General features: G+C 63.5%; 14 protein-coding genes. 10 read left to right on the top strand and 4 right to left on the bottom strand.

The window, feature by feature from the left end; genetic code table 11:
• Positions 1-144 precede the first annotated feature (144 nt).
• Positions 145-1,467: a DEAD/DEAH box helicase gene (locus tag QIY50_03540; protein WGV21348.1), complete on the top strand. Its 1,323-nt coding sequence runs from the start codon at positions 145-147 to the stop codon at positions 1,465-1,467.
• 125 nt (positions 1,468-1,592) lie between these two features.
• On the opposite strand, the gene QIY50_03535 is transcribed toward QIY50_03540, so the two are convergent.
• A complete protein-coding gene (locus QIY50_03535; GenBank protein WGV21347.1) occupies positions 1,593-1,865 on the bottom strand; it encodes a hypothetical protein in 273 nt (90 codons plus the stop codon).
• A 228-nt stretch (positions 1,866-2,093) separates the two neighbouring features.
• Between QIY50_03535 and QIY50_03530 the strand changes: the two genes are divergently transcribed.
• The 4 genes from QIY50_03530 (at position 2,094) to QIY50_03515 (ending at position 4,110) form a co-directional block, all read left to right on the top strand.
• Positions 2,094-2,372, top strand: a complete 279-nt coding sequence (locus QIY50_03530; protein ID WGV21346.1) for a BrnT family toxin — start codon at positions 2,094-2,096, stop codon at positions 2,370-2,372.
• On the top strand, positions 2,350-2,604 hold the full coding sequence (locus QIY50_03525) for a BrnA antitoxin family protein (protein ID WGV21345.1): 255 nt from the start codon (positions 2,350-2,352) through the stop codon (positions 2,602-2,604). The genes QIY50_03530 and QIY50_03525 overlap by 23 nt, the downstream gene beginning before the upstream one ends.
• Positions 2,605-2,681: 77 nt before the next feature.
• The gene (locus QIY50_03520; GenBank protein WGV21344.1) at positions 2,682-3,077 is read left to right on the top strand and encodes a transcriptional regulator; all 396 of its coding nucleotides are present in this window, start codon (positions 2,682-2,684) and stop codon (positions 3,075-3,077) included.
• Between the two features lie 106 nt (positions 3,078-3,183).
• Positions 3,184-4,110 carry a DMT family transporter gene (locus tag QIY50_03515; GenBank protein ID WGV21343.1) on the top strand — a complete coding sequence of 309 codons (927 nt, stop codon included), beginning with the start codon at positions 3,184-3,186 and terminating at the stop codon, positions 4,108-4,110.
• A 127-nt stretch (positions 4,111-4,237) separates the two neighbouring features.
• On the opposite strand, the gene QIY50_03510 is transcribed toward QIY50_03515, so the two are convergent.
• Positions 4,238-5,410 carry an MFS transporter gene (locus QIY50_03510; GenBank protein ID WGV21342.1) on the bottom strand — a complete coding sequence of 391 codons (1,173 nt, stop codon included), beginning with the start codon at positions 5,408-5,410 and terminating at the stop codon, positions 4,238-4,240.
• A 106-nt stretch (positions 5,411-5,516) separates the two neighbouring features.
• Here QIY50_03510 and QIY50_03505 point away from each other — a divergent pair, with 106 nt between their 5' ends.
• Positions 5,517-6,410, top strand: coding sequence for a LysR substrate-binding domain-containing protein (locus tag QIY50_03505; protein WGV21341.1), 894 nt, complete (start codon positions 5,517-5,519; stop codon positions 6,408-6,410).
• Positions 6,411-6,534: 124 nt separating this feature from the next.
• Positions 6,535-6,663, top strand: coding sequence for a hypothetical protein (locus tag QIY50_03500; GenBank protein ID WGV21340.1), 129 nt, complete (start codon positions 6,535-6,537; stop codon positions 6,661-6,663).
• 188 nt (positions 6,664-6,851) lie between these two features.
• On the opposite strand, the gene QIY50_03495 is transcribed toward QIY50_03500, so the two are convergent.
• Positions 6,852-8,231, bottom strand: coding sequence for a sodium:solute symporter (locus QIY50_03495; GenBank protein ID WGV21339.1), 1,380 nt, complete (start codon positions 8,229-8,231; stop codon positions 6,852-6,854).
• 163 nt (positions 8,232-8,394) lie between these two features.
• Positions 8,395-9,345, bottom strand: coding sequence for an agmatinase (speB, locus tag QIY50_03490; GenBank protein ID WGV21338.1), 951 nt, complete (start codon positions 9,343-9,345; stop codon positions 8,395-8,397).
• A 224-nt stretch (positions 9,346-9,569) separates the two neighbouring features.
• On the opposite strand from speB, the gene QIY50_03485 reads away from it, so the two are divergent.
• From QIY50_03485 to QIY50_03475, 3 genes are all read left to right on the top strand, one after another.
• Positions 9,570-10,463, top strand: a complete 894-nt coding sequence (locus QIY50_03485; protein WGV21337.1) for a LysR family transcriptional regulator — start codon at positions 9,570-9,572, stop codon at positions 10,461-10,463.
• 152 nt (positions 10,464-10,615) lie between these two features.
• On the top strand, positions 10,616-12,169 hold the full coding sequence (locus tag QIY50_03480; protein WGV21336.1) for a PAS domain-containing methyl-accepting chemotaxis protein: 1,554 nt from the start codon (positions 10,616-10,618) through the stop codon (positions 12,167-12,169).
• 150 nt (positions 12,170-12,319) lie between these two features.
• Entirely contained in the window at positions 12,320-12,919 is a 600-nt protein-coding gene (locus tag QIY50_03475) for a DTW domain-containing protein (protein ID WGV21335.1), read from the top strand.
• Positions 12,920-12,983: the final 64 nt, after the last annotated feature.

Below are 12,983 nucleotides of genomic sequence, written 5' to 3'. Positions count from 1 at the left end.
GGCTTGCGTACAGTCTTTGTTGCCAAACGAAGCGCTATTAGAGCGCGGATGGCGACAAAGTTGCCAAAAGAAATTCGGCTAAGGCGGCAGAAAACGTTACCCTATGCAACTGACATTTTCCCGCACTTGCCTGAGGTTACCTCCGTGTTCTCCCAATTCGCCCTGCACGAACGCCTGCTTAAAGCCGTGGCCGAGCTTAACTTTGTCGAGCCAACCCCGGTGCAGGCCGCGGCCATCCCCCTGGCCCTGCAAGGGCGTGACCTGCGCGTGACCGCCCAGACCGGCAGCGGCAAGACCGCAGCCTTCGTGCTGCCGTTGCTCAACCGCCTGGTCGACCTGCGCGAACGCCGTGTCGAGATCCGCGCGCTGATCCTGCTGCCGACCCGTGAACTGGCCCAGCAGACCCTCAAGCAGGTACAGCTGTTCTCGCAGTTCACCTACATCAAGTCGGGCCTGGTCACCGGTGGTGAAGACTTCAAGGAACAGGCCGCCATGCTGCGCAAGGTACCGGACGTGCTGATCGGCACCCCGGGCCGCCTGCTCGAGCAGCTCAATGCCGGCAACCTCGACCTGTCCCACGTGCAGGTGCTGATCCTCGACGAAGCCGACCGCATGCTCGACATGGGCTTCGCCGAAGACATGGAGCGCCTGTGCAAGGAGTGCGAGAACCGCCAGCAGACCCTGCTGTTCTCTGCCACCACTGGTGGTGCGGCCCTGCGCGACATGATCGGCAAGGTGCTTAAAGACCCTGAGCACCTGATGCTCAACAGCGTCTCGCAGCTGGCCGAAGGCACCCGCCAGCAGATCATCACCGCCGACCACGACCAGCACAAAGAGCAAATCGTGCAGTGGCTGCTGGCCAACGAAACCTTCGACAAGGCGATCATCTTCACCAACACCCGCGCCCTGGCCGACCGCATCTACGGCCACCTGGTGGCCAAGGATGTGAAGGCCTTCGTGCTGCACGGCGAGAAGGACCAGAAGGACCGCAAGCTGGCCCTGGACCGCTTCAAGCAGGGCAGCTCCAAGGTGCTGGTGGCCACCGACGTGGCGGCCCGTGGCCTGGACATCGATGGCCTGGACCTGGTGATCAACTTCGACATGCCGCGCAGCGGTGACGAGTACGTGCACCGTGTGGGCCGTACCGGCCGTGCCGGTGGCGAGGGCTTGGCGATCTCGCTGATCACCCACAACGACTGGAACCTGATGTCGAGCATCGAGCGCTACCTCAAGCAGCAGTTCGAGCGCCGGGTGATCAAGGAAGTGAAGGGCACCTACAGCGGGCCGAAGAAGGTGAAGGCCTCCGGCAAGGCGGCTGGCAGCAAGAAGAAAAAGGTCGAGAAGAAGACCGGTGACAAGAAGGCAGCCGCCAAGCGCAAGCCAACCGCCAAACCGAAGGCCAACGCACCGCTGGCCAGCGCTGACGGCCTGGCGCCGCTGAAGAAGCGCAAGCCTGCTGCTGAGTAAGGCTCGATAGCGCTGTTGGCTTCTTCGCGGGCTCGCCCGCTCCCACAGGGATATCACAGACCTCGAAATCTGTGGGGTTCCTGTGGGAGCGGGCGTGCCCGCGAAGAGGCCAGCACAGGCGACAACTATTCAGCCTTTTTCTCCGCCTCTTTCAACTCCTTGATCCGCTTGTCGATCAATTGGCATTTGTCGGGCAAGTCCTTGCTCGCCGTCCCCAGCTCCATCCCCTGAAGCTCATCATTGATCTCCTTGGCCTTCTGCGGGTTCTGCTCGGTCAACTGGGTGACCAGCCCCGCCAGCTCTTCGCGCTTCTGCGTCGCTTCTTCCGGTGTGCAGGCCCAGGCGGGCAGGGCGCAGAACAAGGCAGTGGCGCAGGCAATGGGCAGTAGCAGTTTCATCCTTCCTACCTCCGGCGGTGGTGATGCCCGGTGGAGGCATGCGCCTGGCCGTTAGTTCAGCGCCTTCGACCGATGGGCCTTGCTAGCCGATTGGCTAGGCCGTTTCCGCTCTAGGCTGTAATCCATTTCCCAAAGCCTCCTGCGGCTATTGAAGGTCGTGCGATCGCCCCCTAGCCTTGGCCTGGATCAGGAGGTATCGTATGTACAGATGTAAATACGGAGCGTCCCATGTTCTTTGAATGGGACGATGCCAAGAACCAGATAAACATCCGCAAGCACGGCATCGACTTCAGCGATGTTCCGGATATGTTCAATCACCCGATGTTGATTCGCTTTGATGACAATCCGAACAATGATGAGGAGCGCTGGGTCTGCCTGGGCTGGCTGAAGTGTCTGATAGGCGTCGTCGTGTACACGGAAAGGCAGGGTGATGTCATTCGCATCATTTCTGCACGCAAAGCCACCAGATGGGAGGCCAAACATTATGACCAAAGCATCGAAAACTGACTGGAGCCGCCTGGCTCGACAGGACGACCAGGCTATCGATACCTCGGATATTCCTGAACTGGATGAAAATTTCTTCCGCGAGGCCGAGCTGCGAGTTCCAGCCAAGCAGACGGTGACCATTCGCCTGGATTCCGATGTGCTCGCCTGGTTCAAAGAGCAGGGTAGCGGCTACCAGACCCGGATCAATCAGTTGCTGCGCCAGTACATGCAAGCGCAACAACGCCAGCGCTGAGATATTTCGGAACGCCGGGCAACCTCGACAGGTCCCAACCTGTGTACCCCTTCCGTCCACAGCAGGAGCCCGTAGCCATGAGCATCGCCTACGACTGGGACCTGATCGAACGCTTGCTGCACGAGGTGCAGAACGGCGCCGGTCGCAGCTTCACGCCACGCCCCTATGCCGAGCAGCACGCTGCGGCACTGGCCGCCAAAGGTGAGCCGGTGGGCGACCTGGACCACCTGAAAACCCGCGCCTGCGAATACGAAAGGCTGTTGTTCGAGCGGGGTTTCATCGAAACCCGGCCCGAAGAGGATGGCGGCAATGGTGAGAACTTTGTGCTCACCGAGCGTGGTTCGAGGCTGATGAGCCTGATCGACAGCAGCATTCCCGGCTTCGAGCACCCGCGCCAGGTTCTGGATGAACAGGAGGATGCGCTGGACGAAACCACCTTCGAGCAGGTGTCGGCGAAGGCACAGATCGCCTGAGGTCGTTTTGAGGCTGGCAAGTGCGGCCCTGAAAACCCGATAATCGGTAGTTCATGAACACTGCCGAGCCTTCGCCCATGCCGATGACCACCGCAGAGGCCCGCCCATGAGCGCGGTCCGCAAGAACCCCGATGCCTTTGCCTTCCAGGTGATGCTGGGGCTGTGCCTGATCTGGGGTTGCCAGCAGGTATTGATCAAGACGGCCGCCATCGATATTGCGCCGGTGATGCAGGCGGCCTTGCGCAACGGCATCGCCGCCGTGCTGGTGGGCCTGATGCTGTGCTGGCGGGGTGGCTGGGAGCAGGTGGGTAGCACCTGGCGCGCCGGCGTGGTGGCAGGCGGGCTGTTCGGCGTGGAATTCCTGTTCATTGCCGAGGGGCTGAAGCTGACCTCGGCGGCGCACATGTCGGTTTTTCTCTATACCGCGCCGGTGTTCACCGCGTTGGGCCTGCATTTCAGGTTGCCCAGCGAACGCCTGCGGCTGCTGCAATGGCTGGGGATTCTGCTGGCCTTCGGCGGCATTGCCATGGCGTTTGCCGGCGGTATGTCGTTCGAGCACATGGATGGCCGTACCCTGCTGGGCGATGCCTTTGGCGTGATCGCCGGGCTGGCCTGGGGCGCGACCACGGTGGTGGTGCGTTGCTCGCGGCTGTCGGAAGCGCCAGCGACCCTGACCCTGTTCTATCAGCTGGCGGTGGGCTTTGCCGGGCTGCTGCTGATTGCCTTGCTCAGCGGGCAGATCGGCGCGGTGGTGTTTACACCGTTGGCGATGGGGAGCGTGCTGTTCCAAGGGATTGTGGTGTCCTTCATCAGCTACCTGACCTGGTTCTGGTTGCTGCGCAAATATCTGGCGTCGAACCTGGCGGTGTTTTCCTTCATCACCCCGCTTTTCGGGGTGACCTTTGGCGTGTTGTTGCTGGATGAGCCGCTGAGCCTGAACTTTGTGGTTGGCGCGTTGATGGTGCTGCTGGGGGTGGTCCTGGTGAGTGCCGAACCTTGGGTGAAGCAGCAGTTGCGGCGGATCGTGGGGTGATCGATAACTTGTACTGGCCTTTTCGCGGGCTTGCCCGCTCCCACAGGTACTGCACAGGTCTTGAAGATTGTGCGGCCCCTGTGGGAGCGGGCGAGCCCGCGAAGAGGCCAGCACAGGCAACCACAATTCAGGATGCAGCCTTGGCCTGACAGGCGCTGCCCTGCTGTGCCGAGCCGGCCATCAGCACCAACCCGCCAGCCACCACCAACCCACCCGCCGCCACCATCAGCGCCGGCTGCAGCCCGCCACTGAAATGGCTGCTGACCGCCGCCAGCAATGGTCCGCTCAACTGCCCCAGGGCAAAGCAGGCCGTCAGCAGCCCGGCATTGCGCTGCGTGGCATGCGGTGCCAGCTCCCGCGAACGTTGCATCACCAGTTGCATGCAAGCCAGGAACGGCCCGCCACACAGCACCACACCCAACGCCAGCCCGACACCCCCACCCATCAGGCAGGCCAGCACACCCAGCCCCTGCAGCCACAGGGTGACAGTGAGCCAGGTCGAGGTGCGGCCGCCACGTCGCAGGCTCACCAGCAGCACCCCCAGCGCAGCCGCCAGGCCGAACGCCGGCCAGAACAGGTCGGCCTGCCATTGCCCGCGGAACTGCTGGTTGGCCATCTGCGACAGGAAGGTGGCCGGCAGGATGTAACCGATTCCGTACAACGCATAGACCAGCCCCAGGCGGCCGATGCCGACGCTGCGGCTCGGGCCTTGGCTTGCAGCGGAGGGCGCCGTTGCAGCTTGCAGCGCGCGCGGCAACCAGGGGCAGACCGCCAGCAGCATCACCAGCGCGGCCACGGCATAGATCAGCCACAGTGCTGCCGAGCCCAACCCCCACAAATGCGCAACCAGAGCCAGCAAGCCGGTCAGCGCAATACCCAGCCCTGGCCCGGCGAACACCAGGGCACCCAAGCGTTGGCGATTGAGGGCATTGGCCACCTGCTGGCTGAGGCTGGTGATCATCACCAGCACCCAGGCGCTGGCCACGCCGGTGCCGAAGCGCAGCAACAGGTGGCTCCAGAACCCGTCGGCGGCCCATGAGGCCAAGGTCAGCAACACGCACAGCCAAAGCCCGCCATGCAGGCGCAGGCGCACCTGACCCGGTGAGCGGGCGAACATGGCGTCGACGGCGCCGATGAAATAACCCAGGTAGTTGGCCGCCGCCACCAGCCCGGCGACCGTCAGGTCGAACTGGCCTTCGGCGATCAATTGCGGCAGCTGCGGGGTAAGGGCGAAACGGCCGATGCCCATGGCCATCATCAGCGCCACGGCGCTGGCCAGCAGTTGAATGAGGGGCGACATGGCAAGTCTCCTGCGCGGATGTAAGCGATGGGTGGCAGGTTAGGGTGGTTTGTTTTTCAATAAAATTGAATAATGATGATCAAGTTGTTCTGTTTTGGAGAATGTCGTGGAATTCAGCCAACTGCGTATCTTCCAGGCCGTGGCCGAGGAGGGGTCGGTCACCCGTGCCGCAGAGCGCCTGCACCGGGTGCCGTCGAACCTGTCGACGCGCTTGCGCCAGCTCGAGGAGCAACTGGGTGTCGAGCTGTTCCTGCGCGAGCGCCAGCGCCTGCAACTGTCGCCGGCGGGCAAGGTGCTGCTGGACTACGCCAACCGCATGTCAGCCTTGCGCGACGAGGCGCTGGCCGCGGTGCGAGGTGGCCAACCGGCCGGGGATTTCGTGCTGGGGACCATGTACAGCACAGCGGCGACCCATTTGCCGGGATTGCTGGCGCGCTATCACCAGGCCTACCCGGCGGTGAACCTGCAGGTGCGCGCGGCGCCCAGTGGCGAACTGCTGGAAGGCCTGCTCAACCACCGCCTGGACGCGGCACTGGTGGACGGGCCGCCGAGCCTGGCCGGGCTGGATGGCGTGCCGTTGTGCGAGGAGGAACTGGTAGTGATCACCAGTCCCGAGCACCCTGCAGTGCACACGGCAAAGGACGTGGCGGGCAAGGCGGTGTTCACCTTCCGTCAGGGCTGCTCGTACCGCATGCGCCTGGAAGCCTGGTATGCCCATGCCCATACGCCCATGGGCCGGGTGATGGAGATCGAGTCGTACCAGAGCATGCTGGCCTGCGTGATCGCCGGCGCGGGGGTGGCGATGATGGCCCGGTCGATGCTTGACAGCCTGCCCGGGCGCGATCGGGTACGGGTACACCAACTGCAGGCGCCGTTCGATCAGGCGGTCACCTGGTTGATGTGGCGCCAAGGCATGCGCGGGGCGAATTTGCAGGCCTGGATCGACCTGCAACAAAGCGAAACGATTAACCAGTCGTCGGAATGCGCCGCTACGGCTTGATCCGTATCAAAATGGCCCGTATCTGTAGGTGTAGAGGCATGCGTAATGCAGGACATAGGGCTATGATCTGTATGAAACATCGCAGGATTGAATTGCCGTGAGGCTGACCCGTCAAGGGGGCATTATGAATAAACCACTGTCCAACTGGCTCCACGACCTGGCTGTCGCCTTGGGGCTGATTCCACCACCCTTGCAGCCGGTGCCGATCCCGACTGACGAAGAGCAGCGCAAACGCCAACCGCGTCGTCGCTGATAAATACAAAGGCCGCTGCACCTGGGTGGGTGCAGCGGCCTTTTTGTGCCTGATGAAAATCTGTTGCCTGTACCGGCCTCTTCGCGGGCTTGCCCGCTCCCACAGGTACCCACAAATCTCAGGACCCGTGGAGTCCCTGTGGGAGCGGGCAAGCCCGCGAAGAGGCCGGTACAGGCGCCCGAGAACTATCAGGCCAGCTTCACCGCCGCCGCCGGTTTACGCGACACCAGGCTCACCACCACAAAGCTCACCAGGCCAACCACCAGGCTGTAGTAGATCGGCGTGTTGGCCTCCAGCCCATCCTTGAACATGAACAGCAACGCGGTCGCAAAGCCCAGCGACATGCTGGCGATAGCCCCGGAGGTGGTAGCGCGCTTCCAGAAGATGGCACCGATCAGCGGGATCAGCATGCCGCCGACCAGCAGGTTGTAGGCCAGCGTCAGGGCGTTGATCACATCGTTCACCATCAGCGCAATGCCCAGCACCACCAGCCCGGTGAGCAGGGTGAACAGGCGGCTGACGCCCAGGCTCGACTGTTTGCCGCCACGCAGCTTGGGCAACAGGTCTTCGGTCAGGGTGGTGGACGCAGCCAGCAGGCCGGCACTGGCGGTGGACATCATGGCGGCCAGTGCCGCTGCCATCAGCAGGCCACGGATGCCATCGGGCAGGGTGGTCTTGATCATCTCGGCAAAGGCATTGTTCGGGTTGGCCAGGTCAGGCATGAGCACGTGCGCAGCCATGCCGATCGTGGCGCAGGCCAGGCCGTACAGTACGCAGTACACACCGGCGGTGGTGCCGGCACGCTGGCAGACCTTCTCGTCACGGGCAGTGAACACCCGCTGCCAGATGTCCTGGCCGATGAGGATGCCGAAGAAGTAGATCAGGAAGTAGGTGATGATGGTGTCCCAGCCAATGGTGGTCAGCTGGAAGCTGGCCGCCGGCAGCTTGGCCACCAGGGTGTCCCAGCCACCGGCCTTGTACAGGCACACTGGCAGGAGGATGAACATCAGGCCGACGGTCTTGATCACGAACTGGACGATATCGGTCAGGGTCAGCGACCACATGCCGCCAATGGTCGAGTACAGCACTACCACGCCCCCACCCAGCAGCAGCGAGGCCCAGAACGGCAGGTCCAGCAGCACTTGCAATACGGTGGCCATGGCCAGGGTCGAGGTGACGCCGATCATCAGTGCGTAGGCCAGCATGATCACGGCGCTGGCCTGGCGTGCGGTCGGGTTGTAGCGCTGCTCCAGCACCTGGGTCACGGTGAAGATGCGCAGGCGCAGCAAGGGTTTGGCCAGGAACAGGTTGAGGGCGATGATGCCCAGGCCCAGGGCTGCGCACAGCCAAAAGCCAGAGATGCCGTGGACGTAGCCCAGGCGCACGGTGCCGACGGTGGAGGCGCCACCGAGCACGGTGGTGGCCATGGTGCCCATGTACAGGACAGGGCCGAGGTTGCGCCCGGCCACCAGGTAGTCTTCATGGGTTTTCGCGCGCCGCATGCCATACCAGCCAAGCCCGAGCATGCCGGCGGTATAGATCATTACAACAATGATGTCCAAGGCCATTGGGGGTCTCCCGATTATCTTTATTATGGCGAGATCGACCACGCGGGCGGGTTCACGGCGCCCGGCGGTCTTGTCGTGTTGTTGGCGGGCCTCAGTGGCCCTCCCATATGGCTCCTGCCGGGGTGTAGCAAGTACTGCGAGCGCTCCTGCAACGGGCCGTCGTTTACCGACGTACTACGCCTGGAAGCACGCAAAGCATTTCAAACAGCAGGTTGGCACCGAGCAGCGAGGTGTTGCCGGTGGTGTCGTAAGGCGGGGAGACTTCGACGAGGTCACAGCCGATCAGGTCCAGGCCGTGGCAGCCGCGAATGATCTCCATCGCCTGGATGGTGGTCAAGCCGCCGATTTCCGGGGTGCCGGTGCCTGGCGCCCAGGCCGGGTCGATGCCGTCGATGTCGAACGACAGGTACACCGGGCCGCCGCCGACCTTTTCCCGTACTTCGGCCATCAGCGGTGCCAGCGACTTGTGCCAGCACTCTTCGGCCTGGACCACGCGGAAGCCCTGGCGGCGGCTCCAGTTGAAGTCATCGGCGGTGTAGCCCTGTGCGCGCAGGCCGATCTGCACCACGCGCTCGCAATCGAGCAGGCCTTCTTCCACGGCGCGGCGGAAGGTGGTGCCGTGGGCGATCTTCTCGCCGAACATGTGGTCGTTGACGTCGGCATGGGCATCGATGTGCACCAGGCCGATCTTGCCGTGCTTCTTGTGCAGCGCGCGCAGGATCGGCAGGGTGATGGTGTGGTCGCCACCCAGGGTCAGCGGGATGATGTTGTGCTCTAGGATCTCGTCATACGCTTCTTCGATGATGCGCACGGCGTCCAGCAGATTGAAGGTGTTGATTGCCACGTCACCGATGTCGGCCACCGACAGCGAGTCGAACGGTGCCGCCCCGGTGGCCATGTTGTACGGGCGGATCATCACCGATTCGGCGCGGATCTGCCGCGGGCCGAAGCGGGTGCCGGAGCGCAGCGAGGTGCCGATATCCAGTGGCACGCCGATGAAGGCGGCGTCCAGGCCCTGGGCACTTTGCAGGTGGGGGAGACGGAGCATGGTGGCGATGCCGCCGAAACGCGGCATTTCGTTGCCGCCCAGTGGTTGGTGGAGGATCTTGTCCACGGTGGGCCTCATCAGTCGGTCGATTGTTCTGTTTGTTCGAACCTGTGCCGCCGCGCGCCTTGCAGGTAGGGTGTTGCCGGCGGGCAGGGACATTTCGGCCAAGTCTGCTGAAGGTAGTGCCGGGGAAAAATCGCTACCGGCAAATACTTAGTTCAGGAATTTCTGAACTAAAGGCGGCAGAGCGGTTAGACTGCGCGCAAATACCCTTGCGGAACCGTTGCACCATGGCCTCGACCTTGCCCGACCTGAAACTGCTGCGCATCTTCGTCAGCGTGGTGCGCCACCAGGGGTTCGCCAACGCCCAGCGCGAGCTGAACCTGTCGACCTCGGCCATCAGCACCTACATGAGCCAGCTCGAAGGCGCCCTGGGTATCGTGCTGTGTCACCGTGGCCGTGGCGGTTTCAGCCTGACCAGCAAGGGCGAGCTGTTTCACCAGGAAACCCTGCGCCTGCTGGCCGAGCTGGACGGTTTCGAACAGTACGCCGCCGCCCTCAAGGGCGAGTTGCGCGGCACCCTCAACCTGGGGGTGATCGACTCCACGGTCGGTGACCGGGCCTTGCCGCTGGCCGAAGCCATTGGCGCCTACAGCCAGGAACACCCGGCGGTGCACCTGCACCTGTCGGTGTCCAGCCCATACGAGCTGCAGTTGGGCGTGCAGGACAACCGCCTGGACCTGGCCATCGGCGCGTTTTCCTCGCGCATGAGCGGGCTGCTTTATCAGCCGCTGTACCGTGAGCAGCACTGGCTGTACTGCAGCAGCCGACACCCGCTGTATGCCGAACGGCGCATTCCCGAGCCAGTGGTGACCCAGCAGCGCATGGTCGGGCGTGGCTACTGGAGCCAGGCCGAGCTGGCCCGGCACGGCTTCAAGCACAGTGCCGCGACCGTGGAGAGCATGGAGGCGCAGTTGATCCTGATTCTTTCCGGGGCCTACATCGGCTACCTGCCCGAGCACTATGCCCAGGCCTGGGTCGACAAGGGCGACTTGCGCGTGCTGTCGCCGTCGACCTTCGGCTACCAGGCACCGTTCTCGCTGATCATTCGCCGCGGGCGCAGCCGCGAACCGTTGATCCAGACCTTCCGCGATTTGCTGAAAAGCCAGCTCAACGTGGGCTGAAGTCCGGCACATGCTGTATTTCGTCGGCGCCGGTTAAATTGTTGTCGCCGCTGACCGACAACATAATGGCGTCCTGCTATATATCAAATCAGCGTGTGCTGCTGACCACTTCCCCTTAATCCTGCAAGGATTGCCCAAGATGCGCATGAAATTTGCCCGTCACTGAGCACGAAAGAACCTTTCCCAACGATCAGCGCCTGATTTCCACCACCGACCTCAACAGCCGCATCACCTATTGCAACGACGCCTTCGTGGCGATCAGCGGGTTCACCTACGACGAACTGGTCGGTCAACCCCACAACCTGGTGCGCCACCCGGACATGCCGCCGGCGGTGTTCGGCCACATGTGGGAAACCATCAAGCAGGGCAAACCGTGGATGGGTGTAGTCAAGAACCGGGCTAAGAACGGCGATTACTACTGGGTCAGCGCCTATGTCACGGCCATCTACGAGCAGGGCCGCATCAGTGGCTACGAGTCGGTGCGGTCGGTGCCCACACGCGAGCAGATCCGCCGCGCCGAGGCGTTGTACGCACGCTTGCGGGCCGGCCGAGCGCCGGTGCCATGGGCGGCCCGCCTGGGGCATGGCCTGGGTCACGGTTGGCCATTGATCGGCGCGGGCCTGCTGTCGGCAGCGGGCTACCTGTGGCTACCGCCTTACGCGGCACTCGGGGTACTGATGGCCAGCCTGCTGCTGGCCTGGTATCTGGTCGAGCACCGGCAGAACCAGGGCATCCGCCGCACGCTGGCCGAGCATCCCAAGGCTTTCACCAGCCCGCTGGTGGCGCTGACCTATAGCGATAACCCGGGCCTGCAAGGCCAGCTCGACCTGGCCATCCTCAGTGAGGAAGCACGCCTGCAAACGGCCTTGACCCGGCTGGTGGATGCCGGGGTCGGGGTGAAGTCGCGGGCGGCGCAGTCGTCCGGGTTGTCCGATGCCCAGGCACAGATGCTCGACCGTCAGCGCAACGAGACCGACCAGTCCGCCACCGCGATTGCGCAGATGGCGGCGACCATCCAGGAGGTTACCCACAATGTGCAAAGTACGGCGCATGCAGCGGGAGATGCCGACCAGCTGGCACAGCAGGGCAGTGAGCTGGCTCTGCAGAGCCTGAAAGCCATGGGCAGCATGAGCGATGCCGTCAATGACATCGGCCAGGCGGTGAACGCCTTGGCCGAGCAGACCCAGTCGATCGGCAGCGTGGTCGATGTGATCACTTCGATTGCCGAGCAGACCAACCTGCTGGCGCTCAATGCTGCGATTGAAGCGGCACGCGCCGGCGAACAGGGGCGCGGATTTGCCGTGGTGGCGGATGAAGTGCGTTCGCTGGCCCAGCGCACGCGCGCCTCGACCGAAGAAATCCACCACATCATTGCTTCGTTGCGCGCCGGGGCAGAGCGAGCGGTCAGTACGGCAAACCGTGGTGAGCAGATCTCGCGGGATAGTGTGCACAGTGTCGAAGCAGTGCAGGCCGCGTTGAGCGGGATTGCCCAGGCGGTCAGCCGCATCACCGGCATGAGCCAGCAGATGGCGACGGCGTCGGAGCAGCAGAGCCATGTGGCCGAAGACATCAACCAGCAGATCGTGAGGATTGCCCAGCTGTGCGACCAGAGTGCCGGGCAGGCCAGGCAGGGCGCGGAAATCAGCCAGGACCTGGAACGCATGGCGGAGTACCTGCATAGCCTGGCAGAGCGGTTCAACCGCTGAAATCGCAGGGGCTGCTTTGCAGCCCTTTCGCAGCACAAGGCTGCTCCTACAGTGGGTCGCGTGGCCCTTGTAGGAGCAGCCTTGTGCTGCGAATGGCCTGCAAAGCGGGCCCCGGTTCTGTGGCAAACTGTTCCCGCCAAGGAGAACCCCATGCCCAGACCCCGCTGCGAGCGTTGCCAGCGCCCGCTCGACCATTGCCTCTGCCCACTGATACCCGCGCTCGACAGCCGCACCCGCGTCATCCTGCTGCAGCACCCCAGTGAAACCGCCCATGCCCTGAACACCGCCCGCCTGGCCGCCCTTGGCCTGAACAACGCCGAGTTGCGGGTAGGCGAGGTGTTCGATGACCTGAGCGAATTGCTGGCGACCCCGGGTTACCGGCCGGCCCTGCTGTTCCCGGGCGATGACGCCCAGGAATTGCTGGCCTATGGCGAGACGGACGACAAACCCTTGCTGTTGATCGTGCCCGACGGCACCTGGCGCAAGGCGCGCAAGCTGCTGTACCTGAACCCGCTGCTGGATACGTTGCCGAGGGTGACGCTGGGGGCTGTCGCGCCTTCACGCTACCGCTTGCGCAAGGCACCGGAGGCGGGGGCGTTATCGACTATCGAGGCCGTGGTGGGGGCGTTGAACGCGTTGGAGCAGCCGGCCTGTTTCGATGCGCTGCTGGCACCGTTCGAGGCGTTGATCGAGGGGCAGATCAGGGCCATGGGGGCGGAGACGTTCCAGCGCAACCATGGTGAGGGGTGAGGTGGCAGTGACGGCCCTATCGCCGGCAAGCCAGCTCCCACAGGTGCAGCGGCAGGGCTCAAGT

It is taken from the genome of Pseudomonas putida, assembly GCA_029953615.1.
In the GTDB taxonomy this organism is placed as follows: Bacteria; Pseudomonadota; Gammaproteobacteria; order Pseudomonadales; family Pseudomonadaceae; genus Aquipseudomonas.
The sequence above is the reverse complement of the archived record's forward strand: the minus strand, read 5'-3'. Positions and strand labels throughout refer to the sequence as shown.

Coding starts and splice junctions, on each gene's coding strand:
- QIY50_03500 (WGV21340.1), top strand. CDS start 6,535: ATGAATAAACCACTGTCCAACTGGCTCCACGACCTGGCTGTCGCCTTG.
- QIY50_03525 (WGV21345.1), top strand. CDS start 2,350: ATGACCAAAGCATCGAAAACTGACTGGAGCCGCCTGGCTCGACAGGAC.
- QIY50_03495 (WGV21339.1), bottom strand. CDS start 8,231: ATGGCCTTGGACATCATTGTTGTAATGATCTATACCGCCGGCATGCTC.
- QIY50_03530 (WGV21346.1), top strand. CDS start 2,094: ATGTTCTTTGAATGGGACGATGCCAAGAACCAGATAAACATCCGCAAG.
- QIY50_03510 (WGV21342.1), bottom strand. CDS start 5,410: ATGTCGCCCCTCATTCAACTGCTGGCCAGCGCCGTGGCGCTGATGATG.
- QIY50_03520 (WGV21344.1), top strand. CDS start 2,682: ATGAGCATCGCCTACGACTGGGACCTGATCGAACGCTTGCTGCACGAG.
- QIY50_03515 (WGV21343.1), top strand. CDS start 3,184: ATGAGCGCGGTCCGCAAGAACCCCGATGCCTTTGCCTTCCAGGTGATG.
- QIY50_03535 (WGV21347.1), bottom strand. CDS start 1,865: ATGAAACTGCTACTGCCCATTGCCTGCGCCACTGCCTTGTTCTGCGCC.
- QIY50_03485 (WGV21337.1), top strand. CDS start 9,570: ATGGCCTCGACCTTGCCCGACCTGAAACTGCTGCGCATCTTCGTCAGC.
- QIY50_03475 (WGV21335.1), top strand. CDS start 12,320: ATGCCCAGACCCCGCTGCGAGCGTTGCCAGCGCCCGCTCGACCATTGC.